This is a genomic window from Dorea sp. D27, from assembly GCF_001185345.1.
Classification (GTDB): Bacteria; Bacillota; Clostridia; order Lachnospirales; family Lachnospiraceae; genus Extibacter.
In genome coordinates this window covers 755,060-771,563 of record NZ_KQ236744.1, presented here as the reverse complement: position 1 = coordinate 771,563, position 16,504 = coordinate 755,060, and the positions used below count along the sequence as shown (strand labels likewise).

Annotated in this window: 18 protein-coding genes and 7 tRNA genes; 1 reads left to right on the top strand and 24 read right to left on the bottom strand. The window is 50.2% G+C overall.

All coding sequences use genetic code 11. The annotated features are described in order from the left end of the window. Positions 1 to 233 precede the first annotated feature (233 nt). The 14 genes from HMPREF0980_RS19590 to HMPREF0980_RS18905 all read right to left on the bottom strand — a co-directional run bounded on the left by HMPREF0980_RS19590 (position 234) and on the right by HMPREF0980_RS18905 (position 6,919). Positions 234 to 359 (bottom strand): hypothetical protein, encoded by a 126-nt coding sequence (locus tag HMPREF0980_RS19590; RefSeq protein WP_255351354.1) that lies wholly within the window; start codon positions 357 to 359, stop codon positions 234 to 236. Between the two features lie 489 nt (positions 360 to 848). Next, positions 849 to 1,529, bottom strand: coding sequence for a response regulator transcription factor (locus tag HMPREF0980_RS10170; RefSeq protein WP_049728945.1), 681 nt, complete (start codon positions 1,527 to 1,529; stop codon positions 849 to 851). After that, the gene (locus HMPREF0980_RS10165) at positions 1,526 to 2,908 is read right to left on the bottom strand and encodes a sensor histidine kinase (protein ID WP_049728944.1); all 1,383 of its coding nucleotides are present in this window, start codon (positions 2,906 to 2,908) and stop codon (positions 1,526 to 1,528) included. The genes HMPREF0980_RS10170 and HMPREF0980_RS10165 overlap by 4 nt, the downstream gene beginning before the upstream one ends. A 471-nt stretch (positions 2,909 to 3,379) precedes the next feature. Then, positions 3,380 to 3,459: transfer RNA gene (locus HMPREF0980_RS10155), tRNA-Leu, on the bottom strand. A gap of 68 nt (positions 3,460 to 3,527) precedes the next feature. Beyond that, positions 3,528 to 3,600, bottom strand: a tRNA-Lys gene (locus HMPREF0980_RS10150). Between the two features lie 9 nt (positions 3,601 to 3,609). After that, positions 3,610 to 3,681, bottom strand: a tRNA-Gln gene (locus HMPREF0980_RS10145). 9 nt (positions 3,682 to 3,690) lie between these two features. Then, positions 3,691 to 3,764: transfer RNA gene (locus tag HMPREF0980_RS10140), tRNA-His, on the bottom strand. A gap of 67 nt (positions 3,765 to 3,831) precedes the next feature. Continuing rightward, positions 3,832 to 3,905: transfer RNA gene (locus HMPREF0980_RS10135), tRNA-Arg, on the bottom strand. A 64-nt stretch (positions 3,906 to 3,969) separates the two neighbouring features. Beyond that, positions 3,970 to 4,040 (bottom strand) — tRNA-Gly (locus HMPREF0980_RS10130). A 7-nt stretch (positions 4,041 to 4,047) separates the two neighbouring features. After that, positions 4,048 to 4,122: transfer RNA gene (locus HMPREF0980_RS10125), tRNA-Pro, on the bottom strand. Positions 4,123 to 4,245: 123 nt separating this feature from the next. Then, positions 4,246 to 4,725 (bottom strand): metallophosphoesterase family protein, encoded by a 480-nt coding sequence (locus HMPREF0980_RS10120; RefSeq protein WP_049728942.1) that lies wholly within the window; start codon positions 4,723 to 4,725, stop codon positions 4,246 to 4,248. An 11-nt stretch (positions 4,726 to 4,736) separates the two neighbouring features. Continuing rightward, the gene (rdgB, locus tag HMPREF0980_RS10115; protein ID WP_049728941.1) at positions 4,737 to 5,357 is read right to left on the bottom strand and encodes an RdgB/HAM1 family non-canonical purine NTP pyrophosphatase; all 621 of its coding nucleotides are present in this window, start codon (positions 5,355 to 5,357) and stop codon (positions 4,737 to 4,739) included. Then, positions 5,354 to 6,529, bottom strand: a complete 1,176-nt coding sequence (locus tag HMPREF0980_RS10110) for a THUMP domain-containing class I SAM-dependent RNA methyltransferase (RefSeq protein WP_049728940.1) — start codon at positions 6,527 to 6,529, stop codon at positions 5,354 to 5,356. Before HMPREF0980_RS10110 ends, rdgB begins: the two co-directional genes overlap by 4 nt. Positions 6,530 to 6,718: 189 nt before the next feature. Beyond that, complete coding sequence (locus HMPREF0980_RS18905; protein WP_049728939.1) at positions 6,719 to 6,919, bottom strand: hypothetical protein; 201 nt, start codon at positions 6,917 to 6,919, stop codon at positions 6,719 to 6,721. A gap of 242 nt (positions 6,920 to 7,161) precedes the next feature. On the opposite strand from HMPREF0980_RS18905, the gene HMPREF0980_RS10100 reads away from it, so the two are divergent. Further along, positions 7,162 to 7,488 carry a sporulation initiation factor Spo0A C-terminal domain-containing protein gene (locus tag HMPREF0980_RS10100; protein ID WP_049728938.1) on the top strand — a complete coding sequence of 109 codons (327 nt, stop codon included), beginning with the start codon at positions 7,162 to 7,164 and terminating at the stop codon, positions 7,486 to 7,488. Positions 7,489 to 7,834: 346 nt separating this feature from the next. Here the strand turns inward: HMPREF0980_RS10100 and HMPREF0980_RS10095 are convergent, their stop codons facing one another. From HMPREF0980_RS10095 to HMPREF0980_RS10055, 10 genes are all read right to left on the bottom strand, one after another. After that, entirely contained in the window at positions 7,835 to 8,296 is a 462-nt protein-coding gene (locus HMPREF0980_RS10095) for a DUF1700 domain-containing protein (RefSeq protein WP_049728937.1), read from the bottom strand. A 119-nt stretch (positions 8,297 to 8,415) separates the two neighbouring features. Beyond that, a complete protein-coding gene (locus HMPREF0980_RS10090) occupies positions 8,416 to 10,527 on the bottom strand; it encodes a glutamine synthetase III family protein (protein WP_049728936.1) in 2,112 nt (703 codons plus the stop codon). 212 nt (positions 10,528 to 10,739) lie between these two features. Further along, complete coding sequence (fba, locus tag HMPREF0980_RS10085; protein ID WP_049728935.1) at positions 10,740 to 11,603, bottom strand: class II fructose-1,6-bisphosphate aldolase; 864 nt, start codon at positions 11,601 to 11,603, stop codon at positions 10,740 to 10,742. A 118-nt stretch (positions 11,604 to 11,721) separates the two neighbouring features. Continuing rightward, complete coding sequence (locus tag HMPREF0980_RS10080) at positions 11,722 to 12,768, bottom strand: LacI family DNA-binding transcriptional regulator (protein ID WP_049728934.1); 1,047 nt, start codon at positions 12,766 to 12,768, stop codon at positions 11,722 to 11,724. A gap of 122 nt (positions 12,769 to 12,890) precedes the next feature. Further along, positions 12,891 to 13,301, bottom strand: coding sequence for a VOC family protein (locus HMPREF0980_RS10075; RefSeq protein WP_049728933.1), 411 nt, complete (start codon positions 13,299 to 13,301; stop codon positions 12,891 to 12,893). Between the two features lie 15 nt (positions 13,302 to 13,316). Further along, on the bottom strand, positions 13,317 to 14,108 hold the full coding sequence (locus tag HMPREF0980_RS10070; protein WP_049728932.1) for an amidohydrolase family protein: 792 nt from the start codon (positions 14,106 to 14,108) through the stop codon (positions 13,317 to 13,319). After that, positions 14,109 to 14,231, bottom strand: a complete 123-nt coding sequence (locus HMPREF0980_RS19785; RefSeq protein ID WP_330375892.1) for a hypothetical protein — start codon at positions 14,229 to 14,231, stop codon at positions 14,109 to 14,111. A gap of 22 nt (positions 14,232 to 14,253) precedes the next feature. Further along, entirely contained in the window at positions 14,254 to 14,760 is a 507-nt protein-coding gene (locus HMPREF0980_RS10065) for a glucosamine-6-phosphate deaminase (protein WP_330375891.1), read from the bottom strand. Continuing rightward, positions 14,757 to 15,695, bottom strand: coding sequence for a carbohydrate kinase family protein (locus tag HMPREF0980_RS10060; protein ID WP_049728931.1), 939 nt, complete (start codon positions 15,693 to 15,695; stop codon positions 14,757 to 14,759). Before HMPREF0980_RS10060 ends, HMPREF0980_RS10065 begins: the two co-directional genes overlap by 4 nt. Further along, complete coding sequence (locus tag HMPREF0980_RS10055) at positions 15,695 to 16,495, bottom strand: ABC transporter permease (protein WP_049728930.1); 801 nt, start codon at positions 16,493 to 16,495, stop codon at positions 15,695 to 15,697. Before HMPREF0980_RS10055 ends, HMPREF0980_RS10060 begins: the two co-directional genes overlap by 1 nt. Between the last annotated feature and the right edge of the window lie 9 nt (positions 16,496 to 16,504).

Sequence of the window (16,504 nt, the reverse complement as noted above, 5' to 3'; positions counted from 1 at the left end):
CCCTGCGGCGTAGGCCATGCGGTCGAGGGGAAGCACGGACAGCAGCAGGAAGAGGCAAAGCCCCAGCGCCAGCAGCCGGTTTGTCTTTCTTGGTTTCATCTGGTATTCCTCCTTTTCCTGATTGTTAACTGCTCCCTAAACGCGCAGACAGGCGCTTGCCCTCCTGATAGCAGAAGGGCAAGCGCCTGTCTGGGTGGGGAATGGTTCCCCTTTTGGTATGATAAAGGACAGACTTATTCTGTCTGTCTGTCTGTCTGTCTGTCTGTCTGTCTGTCTGTCTGTCTGTCTGTCTGTCTGTCTGTCTGTCTGTCTGTCTGTCTGTCTGTCTGTCTGTCACGAATTATATCGCGTCTGCTCAACTTGTCAACCCCCTTGAGAAAATTCTTAAAGCCGCCGTTCTCCGCGCCGTGCGCGATGTACTTTTCTGCGTGAGCTGGGGCTTATCTCAGCCCTGCGCCCGCCAATGGGCCGCTGTGGGCCCTGCCGGAGCCTTCACCTTCCGGCACAGCTCGTCCAGACGGCAGGGCTTTCCGATGGATTCCCGCACGCCGCCTTGCAAGGCTCTGGCCACCGCGAGGCCGCGCCCGACGCGCACCGCGCAGCCCTCCCGTTCCAGGAGCTGCCGATTGGCGGCGTTCGTATTTTCGTCGTCCTCGATGAAAAAATGACTGGCTTCCGGTTCAGCATAATCCCCGCCTTCCTGTCCTAAAGTGCCCTAAAAGACCAAAACAGAAAGCCGCCATCGTGACTTCCTGTTTTTACGGGACCTTTTAGTCCACACACATACATTATAGCGCAGTCAAACGAAAAAAACGAAAAGGTTGCTAAATTGTAACCTTTTTTTAAACTTATTTCTCCCGCTCAAAGCAATAGCCCACGCCCCACCCGGAGGTGATGGCATAGCCGCTGCCCTCCAGCTTTTTACGAAGCCGGGAAATGACGGTTTTCGCCGCGCTGACGTTTCCGTTGGCAGGCAGCATCCAGACTGTTTCATACAGCTGCCCTGCCGAAATACCCTCTCCCTCGTGCTGGATGAGATAGCAGAGGACGCCGAACTCGCGGGGCGACAGCAGGATGTCCTCCCCATGGAGGAACGCCCGCTGCGCCACCATGTCCAGAGCCAGAGCCCCCCGCATCAATAGGGCGCTCTCCCGCGCGGCGTCCCGCCTGTGCAGCAGAGCCACCATCCGCGCCAGCAGCTCCTCCACCCGGTAGGGCTTCGTCATGTAGTCGTCCGCGCCCCCGGTCAGCCCCCTCACCATGTCCTCATAGTCCCGCTTGCTGGTGAGCAGGAGCACCGGGGCGGAGGTCGCCTCCCGCAGCTCCGGGATGAACGCCAAGCCGTTGCCGTCCGGCAGCAGAATATCCAGCACCGCAATGTCAATAGCGGGATGCTCCGCCAGCACCCGCCGCGCCCCGGCCAGGCTCACCGCCGAGAGCACCGTGCATCCCTCCCGCTCCAGCACGATGCGGTTGATCACCTGCACATGTTCGTTGTCCTCCACCATTAAAACTGTTTTTCCTTTCATGTCTCCACCTCCTGTACCAGCGCCGGTATGGTAAACCGCACGGCGGTGCCCGCTCCGGCCTTGCTCTCTACTTTGATCTGCCCGCCGTGGGCCTTCACAATCTGCCCGCAGATATACAGCCCCAGCCCGTTGCCGCCCGCCGCGCGGTTCTTGGGATACCGCTCAAAGAGCTGGGGGAGCAGTTCGGGGGCGATGCCCGCGCCAGTGTCTTTCACCGTCACCGCCACCATGTTTCCCTCTGCCTGCGCGGACAGGGACACGCTGCCTCCCTCGGTGTGCTTGACGGCGTTGGACACCAGATTGAGCAGCACCTGCAAAAGCCGTTCCTGATCGCCGTATAAGGGCGGCAGATCGGGGGATACGTCAACCGTCAGGGCGTTGCCGTGGTTGTCCATCACCGGGAAGTGGACGCGAGCCACCGTTTCCAGCAGCTCCCCGATATCCGCCGCGCGGCGGCTCAAGGAGAAGCTGCCGTTCTCGATGGCGGCGGCGTCCAAAAGCTGCACCACCAGCCGCTCCATCCGTCCCGCCTCGCTGTCCACCCTGCGCATGTTGTCCCGCACAGCGGCCCGGTCGATTTCCTCGTCGTCCATCATCCGCCCGGTGAGCTGGGCGAAGCCCGACACTACCGTGATGGGCATTTGCAGCTCATGGGAGAGGTTATGTAAAAATTCCTCCTTCATATCCGCCAGCCCCCGCACGCGGACCAGCGTTTCCTCCTTGGCCGCCTGTTCGCGGGCGTACCGCAGGCAGATCACCAGGATAATGCAGAACGAGGCGCACAGCAGGCCCACCAGCGTCCGGGTCAGCACATAGCTCACCCGCTGGGCGCCCAGCATCCCCGGCGTCGCCACCGCGATGACGAGATAGAACAGCGCCATCGGCACCCAGGCAATCTTCCACACCTTTGGGTCGTCCACGTCCATCACCGGCTCCAAATCCCGGCGCAGGAAGCGGAAGATGAAGGGATAGGTCACAAGGTAGAAAGCCAGCGTGGCGAGGTTCCCCGCCAGCAGGTTACTGCCGAGCCGCTGCATGACAAACTGGGAGACGCCGATGCTCACCGTCATTAAGTTATACGACATGAGGTACACAAAGAAGTGCTTGATAAACCGCTCTTTGATGATAACGCAGGAGAGGGGGAAGAAGATGAGGATGGCCACGCTGCAATAGAGATTCATGGAGGTTTCCGGCGAATAGCCGAACACCGCCAGGGAGAGGGCAATGCCGCCCCACACTGCCGCCGTGATGGCCGCCAGCGACCACACAGGGATTCTCAGCTTCTTGCGGAAGGGATAGTAGCGCAGGAACATCGGCCCCACAAATTGCAGCACACACCAGAGCCATTCCTGCCACATCAGAGCGTCCAACTCGTTCATGCCCTGTCCCCCTCCCGGTTCTCTCGCCTGCGCCAACCCGCCGGACACTCGGCGGCGGGAATCGGCCAGTCGCGGGCCGGGCGGTACGCCCCCTCGATCCGCCCGTTCTGGCAAAGTACCTGTCCCCAGCGCCGGGAGCGGTTCCATTTCTCCCCTGCCTGCCGCACCGTCATGTATTTCATATGAAACCTCCAGAATTGTCCATTTTTCTCCATTATATGCGTTTTGCCGCACAAAAGCAAGAGGAACAGCCTGTGCCCGAGGGATGGAAACAGCAAGCAATTTCTTTAAGAAAATTGCTTGCTGCCGTCCGCCATGACCGGGCGGGCGCGGATTGGCGGCAATCCGACGATCGGCGGGAAAAAGAAAAAGACCGGAAAAATCCATACATGGGCTTTCCTGGCCTGGATACAAAGACAGCCCTCCGAAATGGAGAGCTGTTTTTGTATCAAAGTTTGTTCCTTGATTTGATGCGGATGACAGGAATCGAACCTGCACGGTCTCCCACTAGATCCTAAGTCTAGCGCGTCTGCCAGTTCCGCCACATCCGCATATTTTATTCTAAACAGAAAACGGACCGTATTTCCTGAATACTACCAGGAAATGGGACCGTTTTCAGTGAGCGTGCGGGGATTCGAACCCCGGACAACTTGATTAAAAGTCAAGTGCTCTACCACCTGAGCTACACGCCCATACGTAACCTGGGCTAGCTGGATTCGAACCAGCGAATGCAGGAGTCAAAGTCCTGTGCCTTACCGCTTGGCGATAGCCCAATAAAAAAAGGTGGGTAATGGGACTCGAACCCATGATATCCAGAACCACAATCTGGCGCGCTAACCAACTGCACCATACCCACCATATATATTACCTATTGAACTATAGTGTCCAACTAAGTACCACCTTATTCAATTGTGTGGCTCTAACGAGCCTGGGGGGATTCGAACCCTCGACCTACGGCTTAGAAGGCCGTTGCTCTATCCAGCTGAGCTACAGACTCACAAACCAGCTCTTCGGAACTGCTTTTTCTTAAATCCCTGCAAACGATATCAAGGCTTTAAGAAAGCGGGTGATGGGAATCGAACCCACGTATCTAGCTTGGAAGGCTAGTGTTCTACCATTGAACTACACCCGCATAAGTATCGGGGTGACAGGATTTGAACCTGCGACCTCCTGGTCCCAAACCAGGCGCTCTAGCCAAGCTGAGCCACACCCCGAAATATTCTTTTTCTGCCACCTGAAGCCTTGTCTTCTGCTGTACTGCCGTGACACAAGAGTTATTATATATGATGGCTACCAGCTTGTCAACATATTTTTTCCATTTTTTTATAAACAGCTTTTTACAGAAATTTTATCTCAAAACCGGCATCTCCTCTGCCATCGATACACATGATGATATAGCTTGCTTTTCTGCCTTCCTGCCTCGGAAAAGCGATACTTCCGGGGTTAAGTACCACCAAATCTTTCTCGACTTTAAGCGCCGGCCTGTGCGTGTGCCCGTACATCACGATATCAGCGCCGCGGCCTCTCGCTTCAGCCTTAAGACGATCTTCTGACATACCGACATAATAGTAATGTCCGTGTGTGATGAATACGTGATATCCATTGATAAAAAACTCTTCTTCTCTCGGAAGATCGGAGAAAAAGTCGTTATTTCCGCTTATGACATGAAACGGACAGCTTACGAGCGCACCTATATAGTCCTCTTTTCCCTCTGCATCGCCCAGATGAATGAGCATGTCAATCGGTCCCTCCCGCTCTAGCGCCTTCTCCAGATTCTTATGAGATTTGTGTGTATCGCTAACAATTAATATTTTCATACTAATTCCTCTTATCCTAACATCTTACTTTCAATGACGGAACGCATTTTCCGCAGGCCCTCTCCCCTATGGCTCAGCTCGTTCTTTTTTTCCGGTGACAGCTGTGCACTTGTCATGCCAAACCGGGGCAGGAAAAAGATAGGATCATAACCAAAACCATTTTCACCGATAATCTCATGTCCAATCATACCTTCCATCGTACCACGGACGACTTCTGACGTCCCATCAGGAAATACTGCCGCTATCGCACAGACAAATCTCGCGATACGTTCGTCATCCGGCACTCCGTCAAGTCGGTTTAGGAGCGTCTGGTTCTTGATATCATAGGATGTATTTTCCCCCATATATCTTGCGGAATATATCCCGGGTTCTCTGTTCAGGGAGTCAATCTCCAGACCCGAATCATCGGCAAGTACCACGGCTTCTTTGTACGCGTCTATCTCATGGGCAAGCTCCGCTATCTTTGTTGCCTTAATCAGAGCATTTTCTTCAAACGTACTTCCGTCCTCCACGATATCAGCGGTAATACCGGCCTCTCTCTGAGACAGGATCTCCATGCCCAGGTCTTCCAGTATCATGCGGATTTCCACCATCTTATGTTCATTACCGGTTGCAAATATTACTTTCTTCATGATCTGTCTTTCCTTTCTTCGTGGCTGCCGGAACGCTTCGGCGGCCTCGGGCCGAGAAATTGATAAAAGTACGTCTTGAGCATTCCGTTATATATCTTCCTGTTCTTATCCGCTTTTCTTCCAAAGTACCGCTCTGCTTCTTCATAGGAGGTTATCATATAAGCAGACCAGGAATCAAGCTCCTTGAAACTCTCTCCGAAAGTCCTGTAGAGCTGCGGAAGATTTTCTTTCTCTTCCATCCGTTCCCCGTACGGGGGATTTGTTATGATAAAGCCATACTTTTTCGGATGTCTCAATTCTTTCACATCTCTTTGTTGAAAATGAATCAGATGCCCGACTCCTGCTTCCGCCGCATTCTGTCTTGCAATCTTGATTACACTGTCATCGGCGTCGTACCCTTGTATATCCACCTCGATATCCTGCCGAATCAGGTCGTCTGCCTCATTAACCGCATCGTACCATCGCTTTTTCGTAATAAGGTTTGTCCACCCTTCTGCTGTAAAGGAACGATTCTGCCCCGGCGCAATGCCTGCCGCCATCATCGCTGCTTCTATCGGGAATGTACCGCTGCCGCAGAACGGATCTACCAGTATGCGGTCCTTATTCCATGGTGTCAGCATGATAAGCGCTGCCGCGAGAGTCTCCGTGATAGGCGCTTTGCCGGATACTTCCCGGTATCCCCTCTTGTGCAGTGATACGCCGGAGGTATCTATCCCTATCGTAACAATATCCTTCATTAAAAAAACACGTACCGGATAAGATGCTCCGTCCTCTTTGAACCATTCCATATGATAATGTTCCTGAAGCCGCTTTACCATCGCCTTCTTCATGATTGACTGTATATCAGAAGGGCTGAAAAGCTTGCTCTTTACAGAAGCTGCCTTCGCCACCCAGAATTTACCATCCTTAGGGATATAGTCCTCCCATGGCAGCGCCTTCGTCTTTTCAAACAATTCCTCGAAAGTAACCGCTTTAAAAGAGCCCACCTTCCATAAGATCCGCTCCGCCGTTCTCAGGAATACATTCGCACGGCACACCGCCTCCGCGTCTCCATAGAAAGTCACCCTTCCATCTTCCACGCCCGCAATCTCACAACCCAAATCCTGTATCTCTCTCTTTAACACCGCCTCCAGTCCAAAATGACATGGGGCAATCAATTCAATTCTATCCATAAAATTCTCCAATTTTGTTAATCTTATCCTCTTATCTTACTGGTTAAGCACACGTTTTGTCAATTGGGGACGGGGGTTTTTTAAAAAACCCCCGTCCCCAATTCGTTTTCCCCTGTCCCGGGGCACTTATCCACAGAAAAGGACGTACCCTGTGGATACGTCCTTTTCTGATCTTCTTCCGCTTACAATCTAGTAGTTGTTGCTCTCGTTGCTGCTGTTTCTGTTTGAAGAATTCTGATTTGATGCATTTTTGTTTGATGCATTCTTGTTTGATGCATTTCTGTTAGAAGCGTTCTGGTTTGATGCATTCTGGTTGGATACATTCTGGTTAGAAGCATTCTGGTTTGATGCATTTGAATTGCTGTTAGATGAATTATAGTTCTTTGCCATGTTAATTCCTCCTAATCACTCTAATCAATTTTTTGATTACGAGATTATTATGTCCTGAATCTTCTCTTTTATGTAAGATGCACAAAAAAACTATTTCCATAGCTCCATAAATCTTTTTTGCTAAGTAGATTGAATCCGTCTAATATTGTCGATTCTCATCTTTTTTATTCTTTTCGTTTCTGTTATTTTTTAATCGACAAGTTATTGTATACAATTAAGCTGTAAGGTCGGTAGGAGGCATTATGGATAAAACAAGAGCTCTATTGTTAAGGCTTGGGATACGGTCTACATTGAAAGGTTTTTATTTCCTGCTATATGCGCTGCAGCTATGCTTGTCTAATGATGAGTATCTGCTCTCTGTCTACAAAACTCTCTATGTTGATGTGGCCACACATTTCGGCACCTCCAGGGATAATGTAGAGCACTGTATCCGTACTGCCATTTCTAACTGCTGGTACAAAGGCAATCGAAAGCTCCTGATAACCATCTCTGGGTATGAGCTTAAGCAGAAACCGGCAAATGGAGAATTCATCGATATTCTCTATAATTATTTAAGCGAAGAAGGATAGCCCGCCATGCGGGCTCCTTCATAAAGTTTATGATGGCAATTTTTGGCAATTTTCACAAAAAGCTTCCATTTTAAGAATTTTTTAATTTTTAACTTGCTTTTTAATGTTCCCTATATTATACTTAATCATGTAGAAAGGATACTTTCTACAACCCCTTATTAATTATTTATACTCCCCTCAAAAGACCGATGGCTCCCCCATCGGTCTTTTACTTTTACCAGCAATTACCTGTAAGCTATACGGGATGAGGTACATCAATCATGCTTATATATGGTATAATTTGGAATGCACTTCGACGCCATACAACGATTAAAAAACGAAAAAAGAGGGGAAATCCCCTCTTCTCTCACCTCCGCCGCCCTACCAGACGGACAACAAGCATCACAACAATAATCGGCACGATCAGCGGCATCAGGAGGCTGAAGATACCTCCAATCACGGCGATGACAATCAGCACTACACCGATGATACCGAGTACAAGAAGCAGCTTCTTCCACCACGAGTCAATTCCGAACACATGAACGCTTCCGCCTGTTCCATAGCTCTGCCCGCTACCCTGCCCCCCTGAAGCTTCCTTCGCCTGATATCCACTGTATGTTTCCGCCACATTCTCAGCGGCATCGATAAGCGAACGGGCAATGACCCAGGGATCGCCGAGTTCTTCGACCACTTCCGCCTCCGGCCTGCCTTTCCTCACTTCTTCCATTATATAAGAACCATAATATTCTACATTATCCTGAACCGCCGACCCACCCAGGTCATTTTCCAACGCATTCCGGAGCTTTTCCAAGAATTCATTCCGCGTCATCCATTTATCCTCCTAACGTCACCACTGTAAAACACAAGAACCTTGAACCTAGAATAACATATATAAACTGTCATTCCAAGCCCAAGGTCCTTAAATTTTTCTAATCAATTTCTAAAGAATCAGACTTCAAAAATCAAATCCCCGTACGACGGCATCGGCCATGCTTCTTTATCGACAATCATCTCCAGCGCGTCAACCGGACTGCGTAGTGCAGCCATTGCAGGCACAACGTCAGAATGATAATACTCCGCCTGCTCCTTCCCCTCTTCCATACAGGCTGCTTTATCCGCTGCAAGTATGAGAGCCTCCAGTGCCTTTTTCGTGTCTGCCAGCAGAGCCGATACTTCCTTCAGAAGATCAGACTGAACGGACATATCCGCTCCCGCTTCCTTCACCGCGACGACCGTATCCGCCAGGCTCTTCGTATACCTGATGACAGCCGGGATAATCTGTTTGCTCGCCATATCGATCATGGTGCGCGCTTCTATATTGATGGCTTTCGAATAATTCTCGTACTTGATCTCTGCGCGGGATTCAAGCTCCGCTCTTGTAAACACGTTGAACCTCTCAAACATGCTGACAGACTTTTCTGTCGTCAATGCCGGTATGGCCTCAACCATAGAGCTGATATTCGGAAGTCCTCTTCTGGCGGCTTCTTCCACCCACTCATCAGCATATCCGTTGCCATTGAACACGATACGGTAATGCTCCGTCGCATACTGCTTGATCAGGTCATGAACCGCCATCTCAAAGTCGTCGGCCTTCTCCAGTATATCACACGCCTCGCTGAATGCTTCCGCCACAATCGTATTGATGACTACGTTAGGGCCTGCAACCGAATCACGGGAACCGACCATACGGAATTCAAACTTATTTCCTGTAAATGCAAACGGCGATGTCCTGTTTCTGTCAGTTGCATCTTTTGCAAGGTCTGGCAGCGTTCTGACGCCGGTATCCAGCGTCCCGCCCTTCAGGCTATGAGTCGCCTCGCCGGTACTTATAAGCTGCTCAAGCACATCTTCCAGCTGCTCGCCTAAAAAGACAGAGATGATAGCCGGAGGCGCTTCATTTGCCCCAAGCCTGTGGTCGTTACCAGGGTCAGCCGCAGATTCACGCAGAAGATCCGCATGTTCGTCCACTGCTTTCAATATGCAGGTGAGGACGAGAAGGAACTGGATATTCTCGTGCGGCGTCTTGCCAGGTTCCAGCAGATTCCTGCCATCGTCCGTCGTGATAGACCAGTTGTCATGCTTGCCGGAACCATTGACCCCCGCAAACGGCTTTTCGTGAAGCAGGCATTTCATTCCATGCTTTCCGGCAACACGCTTCAGCGTCTGCATTACAAGGTGGTTGTGGTCTACCGCGATATTTGCCGGTGCATAGATTGGCGCAAGTTCATGCTGTGCCGGCGCCACCTCGTTGTGCTGCGTCTTTGCCGTTACGCCCACCCTCCACAATTCTTCATTCGTGTCTTTCATAAATCCGGCAATCCTCTGACGGATCGTGCCGAAGTAATGGTCATCCAGTTCCTGGCCCTTCGGGGGCATCGCGCCAAAAAGCGTACGTCCGGTATATATCAGATCCTTCCTGAGACGGAACTTCTCGCCGTCAACGAGAAAATACTCCTGTTCCGCCCCTACGCAAGGAGTTACTTTTTTAGAGGTCGTGTTGCCAAACAGCCGGACAAGCCTCAACGACTGTTCGCTGATGACTTCCATCGAGCGAAGCAGCGGCGTCTTCTGGTCCAGTGCTTCTCCTGTATAAGAACAGAAAGCAGTCGGAATACAGAGGGTAGCTCCCGCGGCGTCATGCCTGACAAACGCAGGTGACGTACAATCCCAGGCCGTATAGCCTCTGGCCTCGAATGTAGCACGCAGTCCCCCGGACGGAAAGGAAGATGCATCCGGCTCACCTTTGATCAGCTCTTTCCCGGAGAAGCTCATCAGAACCTTGCCGCTGTCCAGCGGAGCAGATATAAATGAGTCGTGCTTCTCGGCAGTTACGCCTGTAAGAGGCTGAAACCAGTGCGTATAGTGGGTAGCCCCCTTTTCAATCGCCCATTCTTTCATCTCATGCGCGATGACATCTGCTGTTGCCAGGTCCAGTTCTTTACCCTCTTCAATCGTCTTCTTCAGATCCTTATAGACCTTCTTAGGCAGGCGTTCCAGCATGACAGTGTCATTGAACACGTCTTCTCCAAATATTTCAGCTACGTTTATTGCTTCGCTCATATTCTCTGTTTCCTTTCTTGTATTTAATCGTGCGCATCGGGAAGCTAAATATACCATCTCCCGGAAAGTTTTTGTAATGCAGCCATACACAGCCATCTGCATCACATAGAAAAAGGCACCCCAACACCGGTTGGAACGCCTTTGTTCATTTCTACGTCTGCTAGTATACCTCAATCAGCCGAAAAAGGCAAGTAAAAATTACATTCTGCGACTTAAGCTTTTCCAACTGAACCGAATAATTCCATCTTTTCTTTTACAGTCTGCATAATAGCGTCTGTACCTGGTTTCAGCAGCTTACGCGGGTCGAAGCCCTTGCCTTCCAAGTCTTTGCCTGCTTCAATATATTTACGTGTCGCATCTGCAAATGATAGCTGGCAGTCTGTATTGACATTAATCTTGGCCACGCCGAGGTCGATAGCCTTCTTGACCATATCATCCGGGATTCCGGTACCGCCGTGAAGTACGAGCGGCATCTTTCCTGTCAGCTGCTGGATGGCATCCAGTGTCTCAAAGCTCAATCCGGCCCAGTTCTCCGGGTATTTGCCATGGATATTGCCGATTCCGGCGGCCAGCATGTCTACTCCAAGGTCAGCAATCATCTTGCATTCCTGCGGATCCGCACATTCGCCCTGTCCGATCACTCCGTCTTCCTCGCCGCCGATAGCTCCAACTTCAGCCTCGATGGACATTCCCTTTTCCCTACATATAGCAATCAGTTCTTTTGTCTTGGCAACATTTTCCTCGATAGGATATTTGGAGCCGTCGAACATGATGGAAGTAAAACCTGCATCGATACATTTCAGACATCCGTCATAGCTTCCGTGATCCAGATGGGTTGCAACAGGTACCGTGATACCAAGCTCATCCACCATAGCTGATACCATTGCCTGTACAGTCTTAAAGCCTGACATATATTTTCCCGCTCCCTCAGACACACCTAAGATTACAGGTGATTTGCACTCTTCAGCCGTAAGCAGAATCGCTTTCGTCCATTCCAGATTGTTGATGTTGAACTGACCTACCGCATAATGCCCCTCTACCGCTTTTTCAAGCATCTCTTTTGCTGATACTAACATATATTATTCCTCCAATTCCTACACTATGGCGGCATGCCGCCGACATATAATGTAATTGTTTCGCTTTTAACATTATATATCATTACCCGTGAAAACACAATAATGTTTGAACGAAACCTTAAAAAGTGGTGCCCAGCTTTGCACCGCATGATTCCCGCACGACAAGCTCCGTCTGGAAATAAATCCGCTGTGGGGAACCTGTCCCGTGCCGGATGCGGTCAATCAGGAGTTCTGCCGCCTTTTGTCCTATCTCCTTGCACGGCTGCACGATAGTAGTCAGGCCGGGATGAAACAATGCCGCCCACTCACAGTCATCAAACGCGGCAACCGCCATCTCTTCCGGCACTTGTATGCCAAGGCTGTCAAGCGCCTTCATGACGCCGAGCACCATAAGGTTATTTGCTGCAATGATAGCCGTCGGCCGGTCGTCCCGTCTTGCCATCTTCCGTACGATATCTATCGTGCGCTTCTCCGTGGGAACACTCCTGGACTCTCCTTCAATCACAAGAGATTCATCATATGGAATGCCAGACTTAGCCAGAGCATTCCGGTACCCTCGGATCCGTTCCTCGGTCGTACTGATATTGCGCAGTCCGGCTACAAAGGCAATCCTTTTATGCCCCAGAGATATGAGGTGGTCCGTCATCTTCTCCATGGACTTCTCATTCTCGCTGCCGACCCAGTCGCCATCTGATCCAAGCATACGGTCTATATACACGATTGGTATATCTTTTTCCTTGACGTACTTGCCCACGTACTTCTCCGATTCAGTAGTCGGGGATAAGATGAATCCGTCCACGCACCGCTCGCAGAACGACTGGACGATCTCCAGTTCCCTCTTGGCGTTATCGTTGGAATCCGCCAGAAAAACCGTATAATTATTCTGTATGCACGCATCGCTGATTGCTTTGATGACATCAATAAAAAACTGATTCTGAATGTCTGATATGACCAGCCCGATCGTCCTTGTCTCCGATTTCTTTAAAGCCTTTGCAACCAGATTCGGCGTATACCCCGTCTCTTCAATCACCTTCAGTATCTTGCTTCTCGTTTTCGCGCTTACATGCTTCGTGTCATTCAGCACATGGGAAACCGTAGATTTAGAGACATTTGCTATCCTCGCCACATCCCCCATCGTAACTTTACTACCATTACTTTTCTGCATTTTTTCATCTCTTATTTCTCTTTTTCTCTGTTAATTTCTGACCTTGAATTCAGGATATCATTAACCTTTTTATTTGTCAATTAATGGTAAATCGCATATAAGGCGGTATCCCGGGCAGCCTTCTATTTCATTTCGACAAACTCGATCTTCACACGGTCGGGTCCGTAAACCATTATGCATCTGCACGATTTCGGCCTCCATGCTTCTGTGACGGAGATGCCTTCTGTCGCAAACGGCACTCCCTTTTCTTCCAGAACCTCTTTCGTCTTGTCCAGATCGTCCACAAGCAGTGCAAAATGGTCTATATTCCCATCCCCTTTTGTTCCTGCCCTTCCTCTGGCCGTCTCGTCCAGCGGCTGAGGCAGTCCGATTACGACTCCGCTGCATTCCATGAAAATGAAGTGATTGCCTTCCATCCCTTTTTCGTCCACGATAACCCGGAACCCCAGATTCCGGTAAAACGCAATGCTTTTTTTCAAATCGGAAGTAGGAATGCCGATATGGGCCAGGCCTCTGACTTCTATATCACTCATGTGTTCTCTCCCTTCCTACTGCTCTGCAAGCTTATACAATTTACTGGCGTTTCTCCAGAGTATATCCTCTTTTTCCTCATCACTCAGCCTGCACTGCAAGATGTCTGACGGCAGAGTCCCTTCCCCGGCAAATACTATTTTCTTTGCACCGGCTATACTTGCCGCGTGCTCTATCCAGCCGTGGATATCTACAGGTGGAAATTGTCTCGCCGCATAGTGGCGCAGCCATGCCGTATCCATATATGCATGCTCGAACCGTTCGGTCAGGCAGAGAAATTCCCTGTAGAAGTTGCCGCCAAAATGCGCAAAGATAATCTTCAGTTTCGGATAGTGCTCCAGTACCCTGGCAAACTGATGCGGATAGCCGATGCATTCATACTTCGGTGTCTTGACTTTACCCGGTTCATCCGACGGCCATGTACTGAATGTCACGATGCCATTGTGGAACAGCAGCGGAATATCCAGTTCCAGACACGTTTCATACAGCGGATCCAGCATCGGGTCGTCAACGATATAATCCTCCACGTACGGGTGCATCTTAATACCCCTGACGATTCCCTTTTTCACATTTTCCCTTAGCTGCTCCAATGAGCGTTCCATATCATGTACGTTTACATAGCCGATGCCAAACAGCTTATCTCCGTATCTGCGTACATTTTCCAGCATAGCCGCATTCTCGGTTTTCGTCGTGGCGATACAGGAGCAGATGTCCACCTCCTGTTCTTCCATATACTGAAATAACGGCTTATCACCATAGTCGATAAATTTATCTAAAAAAAATACATGTGCATGTGTATCAATTACCATTTATTCCGCCTCCTTCAGATCCCGTCCCGCTTCCTCATCTGTTATGACCGTAAAATCATGATGGAGCCGCAGTATGCTTGCCGGCAGCTTCGGCGTGATTTTTCCATATACGGTCTCTCTCATGATATCTCTTTTCTTCGCTCCATTAGCCAGTAGAATAACCTTTTGGGCCGACATCACATTTTGAACGCCCATAGTTATCGCTTTTAATGTAATCCGCAGGTTCATTGAACCCTATATGTCCATTGCCGCCTATACCGAGAATCTGCATATCGATCTGCCCCAGTCCTCTGATCTGCTCTTCATATTCTTCCGCAGTTCTGTCATAATCATCTTCTGCGCTCAGCGGGAAATGTATATTCTCTTTTTTCACATTCACATACCTGAAAAAGCAGTTATCCATAAAGTATCGGAAGCTTTGCGGGTGGCTGCGCGGGAGCCCTGCATATTCGTCCAGATTCACTGTCTGTACTTCTGAAAAGTCTGCCTTTCCCTCCCTGTACATCTGAATCAGCTGTCTATACGTGCCGATAGGGGTAGAACCAGTCGCCAGGCCGAGCACGCCGGCTGGCTTTCTTTGAATCTGGCTTGCAATCATCTGTGCCGCATTCCGGCTCATCATCTCATAATCTGACGCGACAATTATTTTCATCCCTGTTGTTCCACCTCCTTCACGTCCAGTTCACTTAAGAACGGCAGACTGTCAATCGCGCCGTACCGCTGTACGGAAATCGAGCTGGCGCGGACCGCGAATTCTATCGCCTTCTTAAGGAACTTTTTCATCTCCATCTTATCCGCATATCTGGCATAGTAGTATAAGAACGCGGACATGAATGAATCGCCGCCCCCTGTCACATCCACCGCATTTACCGTATCCGGTCTCCGTCTCACCTCAAACCCGCCCGCATAGATAAAAGCAGCCTCCGCCCCATCTGTCACAAGTACGATCTTGCCTTCCTTTTCTGCCAGCTCCCTGGGGGATACCCTCAATACTTCCGCTTCCTCTTTCGTAAGCTTGACTATATTGCTCAGCCGTATCAGCTCCCGGCAGTGCCCGGCCATCTCTTCCTCTGATTCCCATGAGCCTGGTCTTAAATTTACGTCCAGGGATGTAACCATCCCCTTTTCTACAGCTTTTTTAATCGCCATCCTCATGGCGGCATTAGAATCCTTCTCCGCCATTCCAAGGCTGCCATAGTGCAGGATTTTCGCATGGTCAAATAATTCTGCCGGAATATCTTCAAATGCCAGCGCTCCATCTGCGCTTTCTTTTCTGTAGATGGCATATCTGCACATGTCTTGTGAACGCGGCATTACAACCGTAACCGTCGTGACACGCCTGTTATCCTTCTGGACATAAGAAGTATCTACGCCACACGCTTCTGCCGTATGTATGATACATCTCCCCAGGGCATCATCTCCAACTCTGGCCAGCAGCGCCACGTCCGCTCCCAGTTTACCAAGCCCGCAGGCCACGTTGTTGGGCGCCCCGCCCGCCATAGCCCGGAATGGTCCGGGAATCCTGTCTTCCACCGGCACAAAATCTATAAGTGCCTCTCCAATTGTCAACACATCATACTCTTTCATCACATTTTACCTGCATTCCATCTCAGAAGCCATCTCAGCACAACCGCGACTACTTTCTCCACTGCAACTGCCAGAATCAGAATCCATACAATTCCCACTACGACGAGATCAGTGGAAAGAATAGCAATAAACGCATTCAGGATTCTTCCAACCCCACTCTTAGCTCCCAGGAGCTCCCCTACGATTACAAGTCCCCAGGACCAGCTGTATGCCACTTTTATGGGACCCGCCATAGACGGCAGAAGACTTGGAAGCATTACCCGCAGCGCGATTGTCGTCTTACCGGCACCGAGTGTCCGCGCAAAATTAGCCTGTACGGGATCCTGCCTGTCAAGCGCCTCTGCTCCAGCCACGAAAATCATTGTAAAGGCATAGAATATAACGATTCCAATGATTCCTCCCTGGCTTGTTCCAAACCAGAGCAGAAAGAACGGCGCAAGGGCAAGCGGGGGTATAGCACGCAGAATATCAATCAGCGGATTGAATATCTCTTTGAAGCTTTTATATCTTGCTATAAGGAACAGACAGATGAATGCAATCGCCGTTCCCGACAGTGTCCCTGTCAGATATCTGCCTAGCGTCGCTGATACGTGGACTGAGAATCCGTTGCTTCCCGCACCCTGAAACTGGATTTCCGGGCTTTGCCAGATTGTCTCTTTAAATCTGTCCACAATCTTCCACGGTGACGGTACTCTTGTTTCACCCAGCACAGAACCTGCCCATATCCATAGGAGAAACAATACAATCAGACCAGCCAGGGCCAGAACGAAATTTTGTTTTTTCGTCATCTTTTTATCCATATCCGTCCC